The following is an 18915-nucleotide window of genomic DNA, read 5'->3' on the forward strand; positions in this document are numbered from 1 at the left end:
GATACCCTAAAACATACCAATAAAAAAATACAAAGGTTTGTCAAAAGTCAATTACAACAATGGGTTGCGGGTTTACCTAACTATATCAAGGTATACATGCCTGTTTTGGACTGCGAAAGTTGAGTTATAATTATATTTACCTTTTCGTTATAATTATATTTATCTAAAGACACTATTGATAATAGCAGAATTCCCCGTCATTAGGCAAATAAAGCAAAACTGGATTCATGCATTCAATGGAACGTTTTTCAGGGCTTATTGCCACTTTACATAAAAAAACCACCCCCCTTCACAACGGGAAAAGTGGTTTAACATCGGGTGAATATTAGTATTCGTTCCATTTCTTCATAGCCTGATCATATTCCGCTCTAACCTCAGATTTTGGCTTTCCCGTCTTACTCACAACAATTGCAATAATCAGGTTAAGCAGGAATCCTGGAACGATTTCATACAACTCAAATATACCGCCTGACAGGACACCGCCCCAGACAACGACCGTAACGGCACCCGCTAAAATACCGGCAAACGCACCATCCCGGGTAAACTCTCTCCAGAACAGGGCCAGTAAAATGGTTGGCCCAAACGCAGCACCAAATCCTGCCCAGGCATAGCTTACCAATTCAAGAACGGAGCTATCCGGATTTATGGCAATAATCGCGGCAATCAAAGCAATGATAAGGGTAGCAATCCGGCCAACCCAGACCAGTTCTTTATCTGTTGCAGCCCGTCTGAAAATCGCTTTATAAAAGTCTTCCGCCACAGCTGAAGACGACACAAGCAACTGCGAATCAATTGTACTCATAATCGCTGAAAGAATCCCGGCCAGCAGAATACCGGCAATCACCGGATGGAACAACAGCTGCGAGAAGGCAATAAAAATCTTTTCCGGATCATCAAGCATCTGGACACCATTATCCATAATGACCGAAATGCCAAATTCGCCTAACACATTCACATCCTGGGTACTGATGAATGCCAGTCCGACAAATCCGGTAAATATGGCACCATATAATCCAAGAATCATCCATGTCGTACCAATAAACCGTGCTTTCGGAACATCCTTTGGCGACCTTAGCGCCATAAAACGGACAATAATATGCGGCTGACCGAAATAGCCAAGTCCCCATGCCAGGGATGAAATAATCGCCAACATCCCGACACCTTCAACCATATTAAAATGACCCGGATTGATCTCCCCGACAGCCTGGACAGCGGCATCCCAACCACCCATTTGATTAAGCGCGACAATCGGCACCACAATCAGTGCCAGAAACATTAAGCTGCCCTGAATAAAATCGGTCCAGGCTACCGCCAGAAATCCGCCCAGTAAGGTATACGATACAACCACAATGGTGCCAATCCATAGCGCTGCCTGATATTCCAGGCCAAATGATGCCTCAAACAGCTTCGCGCCAGCTACCATTCCGGATGATGTGTAAAAAGTAAAAAACAGTAAAATAACAAGTGCAGAAATGACCCGGAGTATATGAGAATTATCTTTGAAGCGATTCTCCAAAAAATCCGGAATCGTAATGGAGTTATTCGAAACCTCTGTATAAACCCGCAATCGTTTCGCGACAACCTGCCAATTCAAGTAAGCCCCTATCGACAGTCCGATTGCCATCCAGGCTTCCGCAAGACCTGCCGCATAAACAGCACCAGGCAATCCTAACAGCAGCCAGCCGCTCATGTCTGAAGCACCAGCACTGAGCGCCGCTACCCCGGGCCCCAGCTTACGGCCTCCCAGAACATAGTCTGACAGATTGTTGGTCATCCGGTACATAATGATACCGATGATCAGTATGCCAATAAGATAGACAATAAATGTTATCAGTGTCGCCTGACCCATTTACTTTTTCCTCCCCTCCGTAAACAAGGTAATAATCGAAAGCAAAATCAATACAGGCATCGGTATAAACATCCACACCCATGTTGCTCCCGAAATGGCGTATTCCATGCGAACGCTCCTTTCTGAATATTGGTACATTTATTATAGCATATGTTTCACTTACTGAAATCATTATCATTAATCCACAATTTACAAATCACTTATGTTAATTGTACCAAAACAAAAAAAGACCTGAAACAGCTTTCCACACTATTTCAGGTAATATCATAATGTAATAGGGTAAATAATACTGATCTTACTAATAGTTTCAAACTAGATTAAAAGAAACTAACATCCTGGCCTACTGAAAAAATTCTAGGTTCTACCTCCATTGCAGTATCATTTGGCGTATTCTGCACGGATGCAAATCCTGCAATAAGCAAAGTACCCAATGCTACAGTTGTCATCAACTTTTTCATATTATCCCCCCTTTAGAGGCTAACCAGTTCCTCATAAGCACTATTAGCCAGTTTATAATATTTAACAGATTCTTTATATCTGTTATTCCCTTCAAAATGTTTTGCCAGCATATTGGTATAAATCACAAGGTTAGCATAATCTCTATGTTTTTTTAAATATGGTATAAACTCATCAATCACAAACGACTCAAATTTTTCATCTTCCTCATTAATAACGTAATTGTAAGTATGTGTAATATACTGGAATAATTGGTATTTTTCTTCGTCATTTGTGTTATCTAACAATTCCAGACTTTTTGTAATCATTTCTTTCGTTTTATCATAGTTATAAATATTATAATACTCTTTTATAAGTGACGTGGCTGCAATTATCCTCTCATACAATAATACATCAAAATCTTTCACTACTTCCTCATAATTGGAAATAGCCTTTCTGTTTTCACCAATTGTTGAATAAAGGTAACCTAAATTTTGATTAGTCAATTGAATAACCTGAGTGTTTTGCTTCAATTCACCTAAATGTTTACCAAGGTTATAGTTTTTAATTGCCTTATCTTGCATCCCGATTCTGCGATAGGAAATACCTAATAGAATATGACACTGTGCACAACGATTAAAATTGTAAGTCACCCGAAAAGTGGCAATTGCCTTTTCGGCATAATCTATCGCCTCAAGTGTATTTCGCAGTTTACTATGTGTCACAGCGATCGTATACTGTAAATCGGCTACTTCATCTTCGGACAAGTCCAATTGGTTCAGTTTATCTTCTGCAGCTTCATACATGCGCATGGCCTGGTTAAACTCGTTATTGGCAGAATTATAATTCCCCTTAAATTTATACCAGTAAAACTGATGCAGACTGTCAAAAGTACCGGTCATTTCAGCCAGCTTATTAATCTGACTTAATGCACGATCCATTTGTCCCATAACCAAAAAATACCTGATCTTATGAATCTCAAACATCACCAGACTATCCGCAGAATGATTATCATACATAACCTCATTTAATTCCTGATAGATACGGGTCATTTCTTCCATATCATGGTCTGTAGACAGCATATCATACCATTTCTGCAACTTCTCCCTGATCATTTCATCAGTTCCATCATCCAGCTGAATACCCAGTTTGGTGCACAACATACTTATCACGTTCAGGCTTGCCTCGGTTTTTTCATTTTCAATCTTGGATAAATAAGCGCTTGAGACAATCCCTTCAGCCAGATCTGCCTGGGTCATTTCCTGTTGTATCCGGTGCAGTTTAATATAGGGCCCGATTTCCATCTTTTTACCCACCCCGCTAGCTGGAAATTAGAATGATTTGGTAACAATGCTGTATATATATCATAACATAAATTCCAAAAATTCATATTGGGAAAGTTGAGGGGTCAAAATGGCAATGAGCCCGTCCGCAACTTGCCTACTTTCCTGAAATGAGGAAAGTTAGTCAAAAATAGCCCTTTTTCCGCATATTTTTCAGGGAAAAAGGGCTGTTTTACCAATTTTAGGCCTATTGACTTACATTAAATTTTTTTGACATTATGAATCAAAAATATGGACAGTCGCTTCATCGTCACCGGCTTCACGGTATATAAGGCTCTCCATCTTTTCATTGGACTTAATCTTCACTTCCAGCTCATAATAATCCTGGAACATTTCCTGTACCAAACCATACGCGTATTGCGTAAAGCCGGTAACTTCGCCTTTTCCGTAAAACTCCAGTGGGATTTCCAGCGTTAATTTCTGCAGTTCTTCATTCATGTAAAAGCCTTCACCGATCACGCCCACATAATTCGGGAAGTACTCCTCAACGCGTGTACCAAAGTTTTGCACTAATTGGTGCGTGTCGTGATATTTTTCCTCGCCTTCATCGGACGGGAACAAAACGTTTTCTTCATGAACCGTTTCCCACTCGCCGATGGATGCCTTTCCCGCTTCGGCATCTGTTATGGCTACAAAATTTCCCGGCACAGGGGAGCTTTGATCTTCTTCTCTGTATAGCGCGATCATAATCGGGACATCGCTCAGTTCCTCAATGTTTCGGACCCGTTCCAATACTGTCTGAGCAATTTCTTTCCCTTTTTTCATCATTTCGGACTTCGATATTTCTCTATGGTAGGTGTTCCCTTCAACATCATACGTATAGACTGACTTCAATGCGATGCCGATAGACGCTCCCACCAGTTCCATTTGGTTATCATCATTCTTCTTGAGATAATTTTGCTCCAGAATATGAGTAAGATATTTTGGATTCTCCTCATAGTCTTCTTTCGTAGCATTTTCTTCATCCAACGGCGGATTCAATGCTTGCTTTCGTGCATTTAAATCTGCTTCACTAAACTGATCTTTGTTATTTTCCACCCTTTCCTCAAGGTTTTTTAGCTGCTTGTCCGTCGGGTAGGTATCCAGCCAGTTATAAAGCATATCGGACGTTAAATACTGGCCTTCTTCATAAAAGTACTGTTCAGGTTCAAAATATTCTTTTGAAAGTCTTCTCAGCCCGGTCTCCATTTCGTCAATATCCACCCGGTTCCCCATCTGGTTCGTGATGACACCCCGGGAGGCACTGGGGCGATAAGGCAGGACGGTCCTGTAATTTTCTTCTGACAATTGCTGACTGGAAACGATTGAGTTTGATTGTTGCTTGGTCTCATCTTTATTTTGAACAACCTCCTCATCACTATTGCCAATCGATGGTGAACAGCCTGTCATGATCAGAATGGCGCCTGCCAGTGACATCACTATTTTTTTCAACACGTCATCCACTCCTTATTCGTCCTGGGCTTCATTCAGCTGCTGCTCATTCCAAACTGCCACACCAAGTTTTTCTGCTTTGTCCAATTTTGAACCGGCATCTTCTCCGGCAATCAAAATATCGGTATTTTTGCTCACGCTGCCGGTAACCGACCCACCAAGCTGCTCGACCAACGCTTTGGCCTCGGTCCGTGTGAAGGTCTCCATTTTTCCGGTTAAAACCACCGTCTTGCCGGACAAGACCGAATCGCCTTCCACGTCCTGCTGTTTCGGTCCTTTATATGCCATATTCAGACCGAGGCCGTTCAATTCTTGAAGCAGATGTTTCACTTCGTCTTCAGCAAAGTAACGGACAATTGAGTCTGCCATTTTTTCGCCCATTTCATTGATCGCTATAATGTCATCAAAAGTTGCTTGCTGCAAGTTTTCCATCGTTTCAAAATGGCTTGCAAGTGTTTTGGCCGCTTTGGATCCAACAAAACGGATACCGAGGCCAAATAACAGCCTTTCTAGTGAATTTTCTCTTGATGCATCAATCGCCTGCAGTAAATTAGCAGTTGATTTCTCACCCATCCGCTCCAATTGCAACAGGTCATCACGTTCAAGGCGATAAATGTCGGCGATGGTATGGACCAGTTCTTCCCGGAACAGCTGGCTGATTACTTTTTCACCAAGCCCATCAATATTCATTGCGTTACGAGAAACAAAATGAATGAGTCCTTCTTTTAATTGAGCCGGACAATTCGGATTAATACATCTCAGTGCAACTTCTTCCTCAAGACGGACGAGTTCACTGCCACATGCCGGACATTCATCCGGCATAAAAAATTCCTTCTCGTCGCCTGTTCGTTTTTCACTGACAACACGAATGACCTCAGGGATAATGTCACCGGCTTTTTTAATGACAACCGTATCGCCAAGCCGAATATCCTTTTCCCGGATTAAATCCTCATTATGAAGTGACGCACGCTGAACGGTAGTACCGGCAACTCTGACCTGATCCAATACAGCTGTTGGCGTGATGACACCGGTCCGGCCGACGCTCAATTCAATATCGCGGAGTGTTGTCACCACTTCCTCAGCCGGAAATTTATAGGCGATGGCCCAGCGCGGACTTTTTGCGGTAAATCCTAATTCCTCCTGCTGAGCCAGATGATCCACTTTAACGACAATCCCATCGATTTCGTAACTTAATTCCGGGCGTTTCTGTTCCCAGTATGTGACATAATCGATGACCTCATCAATTGTGTCACACCGCTGCCACTCCGGATTCGTTTTAAAACCGAGCTGCTGCATATATTCCAAGCGCTCGCTGTGTGATGCTAATGTTCCTGCCTCCCACTCTCCGACACCGTACAGAAAAATATCCAGATTGCGGCTTGCCGCGATCTTCGGATTAAGCTGGCGTAATGATCCTGCTGCCGCGTTACGCGGATTGGCAAATGGCTCGTCACCATTTTCTTCACGTTGTTCGTTCAGTTTCAAAAATGATTTATGCGGCATAAACGCCTCGCCGCGCACCTCAATCGTATTTTCCTGCTGAATGGAAAGCGGAATGCTGCGGATGGTTCTTAAATTGCTTGTAATATCTTCGCCGGTTGTGCCATCACCACGAGTCGCACCACGGACAAATTGGCCGTTTTCATAGGTGAGCGATACCGCCAGCCCATCAATCTTCAGTTCACAGACAAACGAAACCGGTTCATCGGTCAGTTGAGCAGCACGCCGGGCAAAATCACGCAGATCACCTTCATTGAATGCGTTGCCAAGGCTCATCATCGGCACATTGTGCTGTACTTTTTGAAAAGCATCCAATGGTTCCCCGCCAATACGTTGTGTCGGTGAATCAGCCGTGATGAATTCAGGGAACGATTCCTCGAGTTGCAAGAGTTCCTGCATTTTCCGGTCATATTCTGAATCAGGAACACTCGGGTTATCACGCACATAATATTCATGACCATATTGGTTTAATAGTTCTCTCAGTTCCTTCATTTGTTGCTGTGCCTGCTGTTTATTCAATCGCGGGCACCTCCTATTGTTTCGTGATGGGCGCGAACTTGGCCAGTAGCCGCTTAATGCCTGTCGGGGCAGGAAAAGCGATATCAAGCTCCATTCCTTCGCCTTCACCCTGCACTTTGACGACCGTACCGACACCCCATTTTTTATGTTCTGCTTTATCACCGGGGCTCCACGTTTGTGACTCTGCACCAGTCGTCTGCTGCATTTTTTCGGCGCGGCGTTTTGGCTGCAATGGTCTGTCTTCAGCTTTTCCAAAGGAGCCATACAAGGATCCATACATCGATTGCCGTACCTGTTCAATTCCGTCAACCAGATCTTCCGGAATTTCATTAATGAACCGGCTGATCGGATTCATATTCGTCCGGCCGTAAATTGTTCGCATCTTTGCATGCGTCAGATAAAGTTCCTGCTCAGCCCTCGTAATTCCGACATAAGCAAGACGGCGCTCCTCCTCCATCTCCTCATCATCAAACATCGACCGGCTGTGTGGAAAGACATTTTCCTCCATGCCGACCAGAAAGACGACCGGATACTCGAGTCCTTTGGCAGCATGCAGCGTCATCAGCGTCACTTTTGGTTCATTGTCCATTTCTTCTTCATCGACACGATCAATATCAGCCACTAACGCCAGGTCAGTCAAAAACGCGATCAATGTTTTATCGTCAGCACTTTCTTCAAAGTCCTGGGTAACGGTCTTGAATTCCTCCAGGTTTTCCAAACGACTTTGCGATTCCAATGACCGTTCACTTTTTAGCATCTCCTCGTAGCCTGTCCGCTCAAGTATGGCTTCAACCATATCGGTTGCAGTCAAAAATTCCTGCTGTTGTGAAAGTGTTTGAATCAGGCTCCCGAATTTTGCCAGCGCAATGGCTGCTTTTTTCGTAACACCGATGAAATCGACTTCTTTCACAGCCTGATAAAATGAAATACCATGCTCAGCTGTGTATGCGCGCAACCTCTCAATGGAAGTTTTGCCGATTCCGCGTTTCGGCACATTAACGACCCGTTCAAAACTGATATCGTCATCCGGATTGGTGATCAGGCGCAAATAAGCGGTTAAATCTTTTATTTCTTTACGGTCATAGAATTTGGTGCCGCCAACCATTTGATAAGCGATATCCGATTTCACCAATGTATCCTCAACAGCCCGTGATTGGGCATTTGTCCGGTATAGAACCGCCATGTCATTCAGCGAATACCCCTCACCGGTCAGTTCCTGAATTTTATTGGTCACAAACAGGGCCTCTTCCTGCTCGGTCGACCCCTGAAAATAATGGAGCTTTTTCCCGTCGTCATTTTCCGTCCAAAGGTTCTTCGGTTTGCGGCCGGAATTGTTTTGAATCACTTCGTTGGCTGCGTCAAGAATCGATTTCGTGGATCGGTAGTTTTGTTCCAGAAAAATCACCCGTGCGGATGGATAATCTTTTTCAAATGACAGGATATTGGCAATGTCAGCACCCCGCCAGCGATAAATAGATTGATCGGAATCCCCGACCACACACAGATTCTGATACCGGTTTGCCAATTGTTTCACCAGGTAGTATTGAGCATGGTTGGTATCCTGATACTCGTCCACATGAATATACTGGAACCTGCGCTGATAATATTCCAGCACTTCAGGAACCCGTTTGAATAAATGAATCGTCTGCATGATCAGGTCGTCAAAATCGAGCGCCTGATTTTTCTGCAGTGTTTTCTGATAGCGTTCATAAACGTGTGAAACCTGACGCTGAAAAAAGTCCCCGACGTTTTTGCTGTATTCTTCCGGTGTGATCAGCCCATTCTTCGCGCCACTGATCTGCCCGAGCATTGCTCGCGGGTCAAATTTTTTCGGATCAATGTTCAAGTCTTTCAGGATTTGTTTGATGACGGATAATTGATCACCACTGTCTAAAATAGAAAAGTTCTGGCTGTAACCGATCCGGTCGATATCCCGGCGCAATATACGCACACACATGGAGTGAAAGGTGGACACCCAAATCTGTTTACCGGCTGGTCCTACCAGTCTGTTGACACGCTCTTTCATTTCCCGTGCTGCCTTGTTCGTAAAGGTAATTGCCAGCACATTTCGCGTTGGCACATCCTTTTCACCGAGCAAATAAGCAATCCGGTGTGTCAGCACCCGGGTTTTTCCGCTTCCTGCCCCAGCCATGATCAGTAATGGCCCTTCTGTATGCTGTACAGCCTGTTGCTGTTCGGTATTTAATCCGTTCAGTAATTCATGTATTGTCTGACTCACCATGACACACTTCCTTTAAATGAGCTGCTTTTAATTCATATCTGTAACTGCTTGAACCGTTTTTAAGGCTTTATTGATATCTGAATAAATCAGATTTCCGACAACGATTGTATCGGCCTGTTCCTTCATTTCACGAGCCTGGGAATTATTTTCAATCCCGCCGCCATAGATCAGTTTTGTCTGATGTAGCTGTTCCTTCACGTCTTTGACAAGCTCAGGGTCGCCATATGTGCCGCTGTATTCCATGTAAAACACAGGCAAATGAAAAATTTGCTCCGCCATATACGCATAGGCCACCACGTCGTCATCACCCGGTAATTCACAGTTTGTCTGCTCAAACGCTTTGGCATGCTCGTTTAAAATACAATATCCTTCCACAGCGATCTCATCCCAGTTCATCGAATCCCGGTATTCCTTGATGGCTTCATGCTGAATGTCCATCATCCATTTTTTCTCCGTACTGTTCATCACCATTGGAATCAAATAATAATCAAAACCAGGTGTGATCGACGCCATATTGGATATCTCCAAAATGCATGGGACCGTATGCCGGCGAATCCGCGACAGGAGATCAAGCACCCCGTCAAGTGTCACCCCATCCGTCCCGCCGACAATCACAGCATCCGTCCCGGACTGACAAATCGCATCGAGATCCTCATCCGAAATGTCTTTGGCAGGGTCCAGTTTAAATAAATGCCTGCAGTTTGTTAATAGTTCATTCACGTAAAATCCCCCATAAATATTTAATTCATTAGTCAATAGTCATCAACAGTAAAAACACGATTTACCTTCATTCTTAAAGTATACCAAAAAATGAGCTATGAATTTAGGATAAAGCAGGATAAAAATTGAGGAATTTCATGAAGGCGGAATTTCCTGAGATTTAACTGAAGAACGTTGATTCGAAAAACTCCCATTCACTTGTTTTTTAGTGAACAAGCAGTTTTTCTTATAAGGTTCTCTGACGTTATAAAACGAAAGCAAGCTATCCCCCAATAGGAGATAGCGGCTCTATTTCATTTATAGTTATTCAAGCATGCGATCCAGCACAATTTTATACCCGTCACTGCCATAATTAATGCAGCGGCGCACGCGTGAAATTGTTGCGGTTGAGGCACTTGTTTCCTCTTCTATCACATTGTAGGTATATCCATCTGTCAGCATTTTGGCAACTTGCAGCCGCTGAGCGATCGAATGAACCTCAGACATTGTTGCAATATCATCAAAAAATTTATAGCACTCCTCACGATCCTTTAACGAAAGAATCGCGTCAAACAGTTGATCCAGCTGTTCTCCGCGCAGTTTATCGATTTGCATGACATCACCTGCCTTTTAATCGTTTGACACCGTAACCGATTTTGACATACCAGGGTCTGTCGGTATAATATTAATCCATGTTTTGCCCCGAACAAATTCCACCGGCCTGCCATCCTGTACGGGGATGATTCTGCCGTCGCGGTTTTCCCACTGAACGTGGCGGATTTTGCCTTTTTGAATCAGGCAGGCATCACCGCCCGACGTTATGTCAATTTCACGCCGCCCCGCATCATCGATAACGTGATGCTCTGTTTCCACAATGAAAATATTATCGGTTGTGACCGGCTCTTCTGAATTCAGCTCAACGGTTTTTTTTCCGTCGCTGAACCGGGTATAGGTTTCGTTATCTTCATCATAGACGTATTCAACCACATATTTCAGGCTTTTTCCGGAATAATCAATTTTAACATTTGCTGCGGGATCACCTGTGATATTTTTGGCTTCTTCCTCTGTTGTAAAAGGCAGCGGCTCATATGTCTGTGTCGAATCATATCCATTTTGCTCTGCCATCTCATAGACTGTCCCAAATTGCAGATACGAATTGTGCGGTGGTTTCCTGAACGATTCACGTTTAAACAAGTGCCCATCATTATCATAATGGGCCCCGTCCAAATGTTCAATCCCGCGGTTTCGAATCATATCATTCACAAAATTGGCTGCCCCGTGATAAATATAAAGCGAATCGTAGCCATTTGCCAATTCAAAATAATACTCCCGTGCACTTCGAACAGGCCCGGCAACATCAGGCAATTCGCTTTGATACATAGCCATCAGCCTTGTAATCCGCCCCTCTGCCAAAATTTCAAATACGATATCTGCTTTGCTGAGGCCAGATTGCGGCCGTGCCTTACGATGATTATTGATCATTACACTAGTTATTCGATTGTTTACCGACTGATCCGTTTTTACCCCTGTCAACGGAAATGTGTTCTTGTTATTCGTCTGGTCTTTTTCCGTCACGGCGTTTTCTTTCGACTCACTGTCTTCTGCATTTTTTTCCTGATCGTCTGAACATGCTCCAAGAAACAGTAGCATGAACAAAGCCAGGAAAATAATAAGCTTTCTCAAAACCCCACTCCTTTTTTAGAAAAACTCGGCATTCGCCTCGTCTTATAGCGAGTGCCGAAGTTTTTCTTATAAGGTCAACCATAATTTATACTTTCTGACGTTGTGAAAAACGTGGCATAGACCTTGCCCACAGGACGTGGACAGTTTTAGCAGAAGGTCCTCTATCGACGCGTCATGTTTACCGGACTTTTTGAACAACTTCTATTATACGTCATCGCATCGTTGCTGGGAAGAGCACCTCACGTTTTTTTACATCGACAACCCCTTTTTGTGTAATACGAATATATGGCAAATGGGTCGCTGATAAAAACAGAATGGAGTAGACCGGGTCACTGAACGGATAGCCAAAGCTCTTAAGCAATGTTCGCAAATGATTTTCTTTCTCCATTAGTTCCTGCATCGTCCCGGCAAACATACTTCCGCCCAATGTCAGCGGCAGTTCAAATAAAATGTCGCCTTCATGGACTAAAACAATGCCGCCGCCCAGTTCTTTCAGACGCTTCCATGCAAGCAGCATATCCTGTTTGCTTTTTCCGATGAAGATGAGATCACCGGTTGATGAATAAGAACTTGCGAGCGCTCCCAGACGGTTTGTAAAGCCTTTAATCGCGGTATTGACGCGCCACTCGCCATTCCGGTCAATCAGCATAAGAAACGCATCATCTGTACTGTCCGGAATCACATCCAGCGTCACATCCGTTTTGATGGCATAGGGCTGGATGATCACATCATTGACCATGTTCAGCCCGATCGGCACGGAAAATTGCATGTCTTCCAATGTCAAATCCCAATCAAATTCGACTGGTGCGATGTCATATTTTCCCCAGTCGATTGTTGACGGGATATTTTGCCCCTGATAATTTTTCGTCATCCATTTACCTTTGGCCAATACACTCACCGGGTGAGGGTTGTTTTTTTCCTGTAAAATATTGATATTCGCTATCCGGCCTGGCGCGATACACCCCAGATCCTCAATCAGCCCGTAATGAACGGCGGCATTGTGCGAAGCCATCCGGTAAGCATCCGCCAGCGGGACACCTTTTTCAATCGCTATCGCAATACATACATTCATAATGCCATTTTCATAGAAAGCGGGTGTTGCACCGTCCGTCGTCATTGTGACATGATCGAACGTGTACATGCCTTCTGCCAGCATTTCTTCCAGCAGAACAGGCAGATCAGGGCGGATCGATGAGTAACGCAGCCCAACCTGATAACCAAGCTGCAGACGTCTGATCACTTCTTCTCCCGTCATGGCCTCATGTTCCGCGGCCACACCCAATAGTTTCATTTTAGTTAATGTTTTTTCTGATGCACCAGGCAAATGGCCTTCAACCGGTTTGCCAAGCCGGATTGATTCCTGGATCCAATAGAGCAGACGGTCATCTCCATCAAGCAGGCGCGGCCATGCTGTCAGCTCACCTCCTTGAATAACAGAAGGATGCTTAAGCCACGACAATACTTTATTCGTGCTGAAATAGTCCTCCGGGTGCTGCAGTGCCGTTTGCGAATCGAATCTTGCCCACCAGTACATCGTAACCGGCAGCCGTTCGAAGTCCTCCAGCAAAGTAAACGCTTTCTTTCTATCCAGTAAAAAATTCCACATTAAATTATCATTAATGAATGCTGTTGTCCCAGACTCGGCGCCGTGCAAGGCAAGCAGCTCGGGATTATACAGCTGAAACGGGTGTGCGTGCGGCTCAATATACCCAGGTACGAGATACTGACCGTCACAGTCAACGATTTCGACTGATTGGCTGTTTTCCGGCAGCTTATCCCCGACATAAACAATCCGGTCATTAAAAATCCAAATATTTGCGCGCAGCCATTGTTTTGTATACGTGTTCAAATAAGTGCCGTTTTTCAATACAACTGTCGGTGCTTCTTCCCCATCAATAACGGCGACATGTTCGCGCAGTTCGCGGTTTCTCCAATAAATGCTTTCTGACATAACAACAACTCTCCAATATATGGTTTTATTTATCGTAACATATAATGGGCTTTCATATGGTATTGTTTTAACTTATTAAATTGACTTTTTTGTGACAGGCCGATTGTGGCAAGGCAAAACGGGTTGGTGAGACGGGGGGGGGGGATGTGTGTCGCGCGAGTTTGTGCTGTTGTCGCACGGTTTAATGCTCTGCGCGATACCCCTACCAATTTCAACCCTCTCCCCGCCTGCACTATTCACCTCTACCAATATCCTTCCGATAAAAAAAGTCATCCGAGTTCACATTGTGTGCCAGCCATTTATAGGCAGCATCGGCAGCCTCCCCCACATCGGCGCCCTTTGCGCCAGACAGGAGTACTCTTCCCCCATCAGAAATGATCCGGCCCCCGACTTTCTGCGTTCCGGCATGGATAACAAACGAACTTGAATCTAGAGGTATTTCAGGCAACGTGACGCCCTTTTTATAACTGTCCGGATAGCCAATTGATGCGAGCACCACACCTGCACAGCTCTGATTGTTCCACTGAAGATCGGGGTCTTTCCCATCGAGTACATCAATCATCACCTGCAGAAAGTCATTTTTTAACAAAGGCAGGACAACCTGGGTTTCCGGATCACCGAAACGGGCATTGAACTCGATTACTTTCGGGCCATCTTCCGTCATGATCAATCCCGCATACAAAATTCCGGTAAACGGCCGACCCGCTGCAACCAATCCATCAGCGGCTTTCTGCAGAACGTGCTTAGATGCGAATGCTAATGTTTCCGATGAAATATCTTTCGCCGGCGCATATGCCCCCATTCCACCGGTGTTCGGGCCCTGGTCTCCGTCATAGGCGCGCTTATAATCACGGGCCGAAATCATTGGAAATACGTTATTTTCATGAACAAACGCCATCAGGGAAAATTCGTCACCAGCCAGGCATTCTTCAATGACGACAGCTCTGCCCGCTTCGGAAAAGGCATGATTGACGAGCATGTCATCGACGGCTTTCACCGCCTCGTCAACGGTTTGTGCGACGATCACACCTTTACCGGCAGCAAGTCCATCAGCCTTCACCACAACCGGGGCGCCCTTTTTCGCTATGTAGGATTTGGCTTCACCGGCATCTGCAAAACTGGCATATGCCGCCGTCGGGATGCCATTCTCCTCCATAAACGTTTTCGCATACCGCTTACTTCCCTCGATTAAAGCCGCATCTCTGTCGGGGGCAAAAATAGCAAGTCCCGCTTCCCGGAATCGATCGGCAATCCCGGCGAGGAGCGGATTTTCCGGACCGACAATCGTCAAGTCAATGTTCTTTTCCCAGGCAAAATCTATCAGTCTGTCAATATCCAGCTCATCAATATCCGCACACTCTGCAACATCGCAGATTCCGCCGTTCCCCGGTGCTGCATAAATTCTATCAGCTTTCTCGCTTTCGGCCAGTTTCATGATCATGCTATGCTCACGACCGCCCCGTCCGATGACGAATAGATTCATAGGAAAACCCCTTCCATCCTAATGTTTGAAATGCCGTGCGCCTGTATAAACCATCGCAATTCCGTAATGGTTGCACACGTCAATCGAGTCCTGATCACGTTTGGATCCGCCAGGCTGAATAATCGCTGTAATCCCTGCCTTCGCTGCTTCTCTGGCCGTATCAGGCATCGGAAAAAATGCATCAGATGCAAGGGCCGCTCCTTTTGCTTTATCTCCCGCCTGTTCCAGCGCTATCCTGGCCGCGCCAACGCGGTTCATCTGTCCGGCACCGACACCAAGAGTCTGCATGTCGCTTGCGAGTACAATGGCATTCGATTTCACATGTTTGACCGCTTTCCAGGCAAATAATAAATCATCCAGCTCGGCTTCCGTCGGTTTCTTGTCAGTCGGGTACGTCAGATCATTACGTCTGATTTCCTTATTGTCGTTGTCCTGAACCAGTAAACCGCCGTTGACGCTGGTTAATTTATGAGAGCTGGGTTTGGATTCATCCATTTTCAATTCCAGCAGCCGGATATTTTTCTTTTTCGTTAACATTGTGAAAGCTTCATCGGTAAATGCAGGAGCAATGATGATTTCCAGAAAAATACCGCTTAATTGTTCAGCTGTTTCCGCATCGACTGTCCGGTTACAAGCAACAATCCCACCAAAAATCGATATCGGATCAGCATCATAGGCTCTTGAACATGCTGTGTTCAAATCTTCGGCCATTCCGATGCCGCATGGGTTCATGTGCTTGACGGCCACGGCTGCCGGTTTGTCATATTCCGCAATGATACCGAGTGCTGCATTCGCATCCTGAATATTGTTGTAGGACAATTCCTTGCCATGAAGCTGCCTGGCAGATGCAAGACTCATCGGTGATTCAATCGGTGTTTTATAAAACGCCGCTTCCTGATGCGGATTTTCGCCGTATCGTAATGTCTGGACTTTTTCATATGTAATGGTATAGTTTTCAGGAAAAGCTTCATCCGTAAAATAGCCGGCAATCAGGGTATCGTACTGTGCTGTGTGGCGGAAAACTTTTGCGGCTAATGTTTTGCGCATTGTTGTATCGAGTTTGTCATGTTGGACAGCCTGTAAAACTTTTTCGTAATCTTCCGGGTCGACAACTGCTGTGACATTACGGAAACTTTTGGCCGCTGCCCTTAAAATTGTCGGTCCGCCAATGTCGATATTTTCAATGATGTCTGTTTCGGTGACATTTGGCTGATCAAACGTTTGTTTAAACGGATAAAGGTTCACGACAACGATATCAATCGGCTTGATGCCCTTTTCCGCAAGCTGCTGTTTATGAGCGTCATTATCGCGTTTGGCCAGCAACCCCGCGTGAATCACCGGGTGCAGTGTTTTAACGCGGCCATCAAGCATTTCAGGAAAGCCGGTTATATCTTCCACCGCCGTTGCCTCAATGCCCGCCTCCTGTATTGTCCGCAAAGTGCCCCCGGTTGAAATGATGTCGTAATCCAGTTCTGCCAGTCCTTTGGCAAAATCGGCAATGCCGGTTTTGTCGGAAACACTTATCAATGCCTGCTTTTTCATGGAAAAACTCCTTGTTTTATTGGTTTTGTAATGGTGGTGCGTCGCGCAGTTTGGTCTTTTTCGCACGAGTTTGAGCTATTCCCGCACGAGTTAGTGCTGTTCCCGCACGAGTTTGGGCCGTGCTCGCTCGAGTTTGGACCGTTCCCGCACGAGTTTGGGCTGTCCTCGCACGAGTTTGAGCTATTCCCGCACGAGTTAGTGCTGTTCCCGCACGAGTTTGGGCCGTCCTCGCACGAGTTTGGGCCGTTCCCGCACGAGTTGATGCTGCTCTCGCTCGATTTTGGACCGTGCTCGCTCGAGTTTGCGCCGTGCTCGCTCGAGTTGGCGTTGTGCTCGCTCGAGTTGGCGTTGTGCTCGCTCGAGTTGGCGTTGTGCTCGCTCGAGTTGGCGTTGTGCTCGCTCGAGTTGGCGTTGTGCTCGCTCGAGTTTGCGCCGTGCTCGCTCGAGTTGGCGTTGTGCTCGCTCGAGTTGGCGCCGTGCTCGCTCGAGTTGGCGTTGTGCTCGCTCGAGTTGGCGCCGTGCTCGCTCGATTTATGCACTTTCGTAAACTCAGTGCATAAATACTCGACCTGATGATTGAATCATTCCTCGTATTCTAGCAGCTGTCGGATCACTTGCGGATAAAGCGTATGCTCAACTTGTTGTATCCGTTCTGTCAATTGTTCCTTCGTGTCATCCGGATAAACTGGGACTTCCTCTTGTGCAATAATCGGACCGGTGTCAATTCCGTCGTCGATATAGTGCACCGTGACTCCAGTTGAGTCCACACCCGCCTCATATGCCTGTCCGATAGCGTCCAAACCGGGAAAATCGGGTAATAATGACGGATGAATGTTAATAATCCGCGCCGAAAACTCACCTAAAAGCGTCGGACCGACAATCCGCATGTAACCGGCTAAAAAGACCCACGACACATCTGATTCGTACAGCTTTTCCAGCAGGACACGCTCATAATCAATTCTCGATCCATGTTCTTTCGGATCACACACAAAAGTCGGCACCCCTAATTTTTCAGCTTTTTCAATGACGGCAGCACCCGATTGGTCGCATACAAGCAGCACAACATCACATGACAGGTCATCTGTCTCCATGATAGCTTGAAAATTACTGCCTGTTCCGGAAGCGAATACGGCTGCCCGTGCTTTTGTCATGACGTCATATGCACTCCTTCTTTTTCAACGACTTTGCCAATCACGAATGCTGTTTCATCTTGTTCCCTGACAATCTTCAATACAGCCCCGACATCTTCCCGCGCAACCACAATGGCCATGCCGATCCCCATATTAAAAATGCCGTACATTTCCTCGTCAGCAATATCGCCGAGCTGTTGCAAAATCGAAAATATCACCGGCCGCTCCCAGCTGGATGAATCAACCTCCACACCGAGTCCGGCTGGCATCATCCGTGGTAAATTTTCGTAAAATCCGCCACCGGTTATATGAGAAATTCCTTTGACATGTATTTTATTCATAACTGCACCAACCGCAGCAGCATAGATCCTTGTCGGCGTTAACAGGACATCACCAAGCTGTCCATCCAAACCGTCATACGTTTTTTCCAAATCCAAATCCTGCACCAGCTTCCTTACAAGTGAATACCCGTTTGAATGAATACCGCTTGAGGCGAGGCCAATCACGGCGTCACCGGCCGAAATGTTTTCACCCGTTATTAACCGGGACTTTTCCGCAATCCCGACGGTAAAACCGGCTAAATCATAATCCGTATCATTATACATGCCGGGCATTTCCGCTGTTTCTCCGCCAATTAACGCTGCTCCGGCTGCCGCACATCCGTCAGCGATGCCTGCCACAATTTGTTCAATCGTGACCGGATCATTTTTGCCGCATGCAATATAATCGAGGAAAAACAGCGGGTGTGCTCCCTGGGCAACAATATCGTTGACACACATGGCAACAAGATCAATGCCGACTGTATCGTGCTTTTCCAGATCAATGGCCAGCTTCAGCTTTGTGCCGACACCGTCCGTCCCTGAAACCAGAACAGGTTCCTGGTAGTTGAATGACGTTAGGTCAAACAAGCCGCCAAATCCGCCGAGATGCCCAAGCACTTCTGTGCGCGCAGTTTTTTCAATATGCTTTTTCATGCGCTCAACCGCATCATAACCTTTTTCAACATTGACTCCAGCCGATTTGTACATATTTCCCATCGTTTGCCCCACCTCATTTTCCTGGCAGCAGTTCCCCGCTCTTGGTGTACGTGGTAAAACGAAGCTTGATA

At 45.6% G+C, this 18915-nt stretch carries 14 protein-coding genes; all 14 read right to left on the reverse strand.

Annotated elements, in window-relative coordinates:
- Positions 1 to 325: 325 nt before the first annotated feature.
- A complete protein-coding gene (gene putP, locus E4U82_RS11185) occupies positions 326 to 1849 on the reverse strand; it encodes a sodium/proline symporter PutP (protein ID WP_135110270.1) in 1524 nt (507 codons plus the stop codon).
- Between the two features lie 317 nt (positions 1850 to 2166).
- A complete protein-coding gene (locus tag E4U82_RS19885) occupies positions 2167 to 2307 on the reverse strand; it encodes a hypothetical protein (protein WP_167751390.1) in 141 nt (46 codons plus the stop codon).
- 12 nt (positions 2308 to 2319) lie between these two features.
- Positions 2320 to 3588: a helix-turn-helix domain-containing protein gene (locus tag E4U82_RS11190; protein WP_135110271.1), complete on the reverse strand. Its 1269-nt coding sequence runs from the start codon at positions 3586 to 3588 to the stop codon at positions 2320 to 2322.
- Positions 3589 to 3843: 255 nt separating this feature from the next.
- Positions 3844 to 5061 (reverse strand): CamS family sex pheromone protein, encoded by a 1218-nt coding sequence (locus tag E4U82_RS11195; RefSeq protein WP_342447733.1) that lies wholly within the window; start codon positions 5059 to 5061, stop codon positions 3844 to 3846.
- 12 nt (positions 5062 to 5073) lie between these two features.
- Positions 5074 to 7050: an NAD-dependent DNA ligase LigA gene (gene ligA, locus E4U82_RS11200; protein WP_425339521.1), complete on the reverse strand. Its 1977-nt coding sequence runs from the start codon at positions 7048 to 7050 to the stop codon at positions 5074 to 5076.
- Between the two features lie 40 nt (positions 7051 to 7090).
- Positions 7091 to 9316 (reverse strand): DNA helicase PcrA, encoded by a 2226-nt coding sequence (gene pcrA, locus E4U82_RS11205; RefSeq protein ID WP_135110273.1) that lies wholly within the window; start codon positions 9314 to 9316, stop codon positions 7091 to 7093.
- 30 nt (positions 9317 to 9346) lie between these two features.
- The gene (gene pcrB / locus E4U82_RS11210) at positions 9347 to 10039 is read right to left on the reverse strand and encodes a heptaprenylglyceryl phosphate synthase (RefSeq protein ID WP_135110274.1); all 693 of its coding nucleotides are present in this window, start codon (positions 10037 to 10039) and stop codon (positions 9347 to 9349) included.
- A gap of 303 nt (positions 10040 to 10342) precedes the next feature.
- Complete coding sequence (locus E4U82_RS11215; protein ID WP_135110275.1) at positions 10343 to 10633, reverse strand: YerC/YecD family TrpR-related protein; 291 nt, start codon at positions 10631 to 10633, stop codon at positions 10343 to 10345.
- 15 nt (positions 10634 to 10648) lie between these two features.
- Positions 10649 to 11701: a DUF3048 domain-containing protein gene (locus E4U82_RS11220; protein WP_135110276.1), complete on the reverse strand. Its 1053-nt coding sequence runs from the start codon at positions 11699 to 11701 to the stop codon at positions 10649 to 10651.
- Between the two features lie 211 nt (positions 11702 to 11912).
- A complete protein-coding gene (locus E4U82_RS11225; RefSeq protein ID WP_135110277.1) occupies positions 11913 to 13652 on the reverse strand; it encodes an adenine deaminase C-terminal domain-containing protein in 1740 nt (579 codons plus the stop codon).
- A 232-nt stretch (positions 13653 to 13884) separates the two neighbouring features.
- Complete coding sequence (purD, locus tag E4U82_RS11230) at positions 13885 to 15135, reverse strand: phosphoribosylamine--glycine ligase (protein WP_135110278.1); 1251 nt, start codon at positions 15133 to 15135, stop codon at positions 13885 to 13887.
- An 18-nt stretch (positions 15136 to 15153) separates the two neighbouring features.
- Complete coding sequence (gene purH, locus E4U82_RS11235) at positions 15154 to 16677, reverse strand: bifunctional phosphoribosylaminoimidazolecarboxamide formyltransferase/IMP cyclohydrolase (RefSeq protein ID WP_135110279.1); 1524 nt, start codon at positions 16675 to 16677, stop codon at positions 15154 to 15156.
- 581 nt (positions 16678 to 17258) lie between these two features.
- Positions 17259 to 17828, reverse strand: coding sequence for a phosphoribosylglycinamide formyltransferase (purN, locus tag E4U82_RS11245; protein WP_135110280.1), 570 nt, complete (start codon positions 17826 to 17828; stop codon positions 17259 to 17261).
- Entirely contained in the window at positions 17825 to 18844 is a 1020-nt protein-coding gene (gene purM / locus E4U82_RS11250; RefSeq protein ID WP_135110281.1) for a phosphoribosylformylglycinamidine cyclo-ligase, read from the reverse strand. The genes purN and purM overlap by 4 nt, the downstream gene beginning before the upstream one ends.
- Positions 18845 to 18915: the final 71 nt, after the last annotated feature.

The sequence above is a fragment of the Lentibacillus salicampi genome (genome assembly GCF_004565465.1).
GTDB lineage: Bacteria > Bacillota > Bacilli > Bacillales > Amphibacillaceae > Lentibacillus > Lentibacillus salicampi.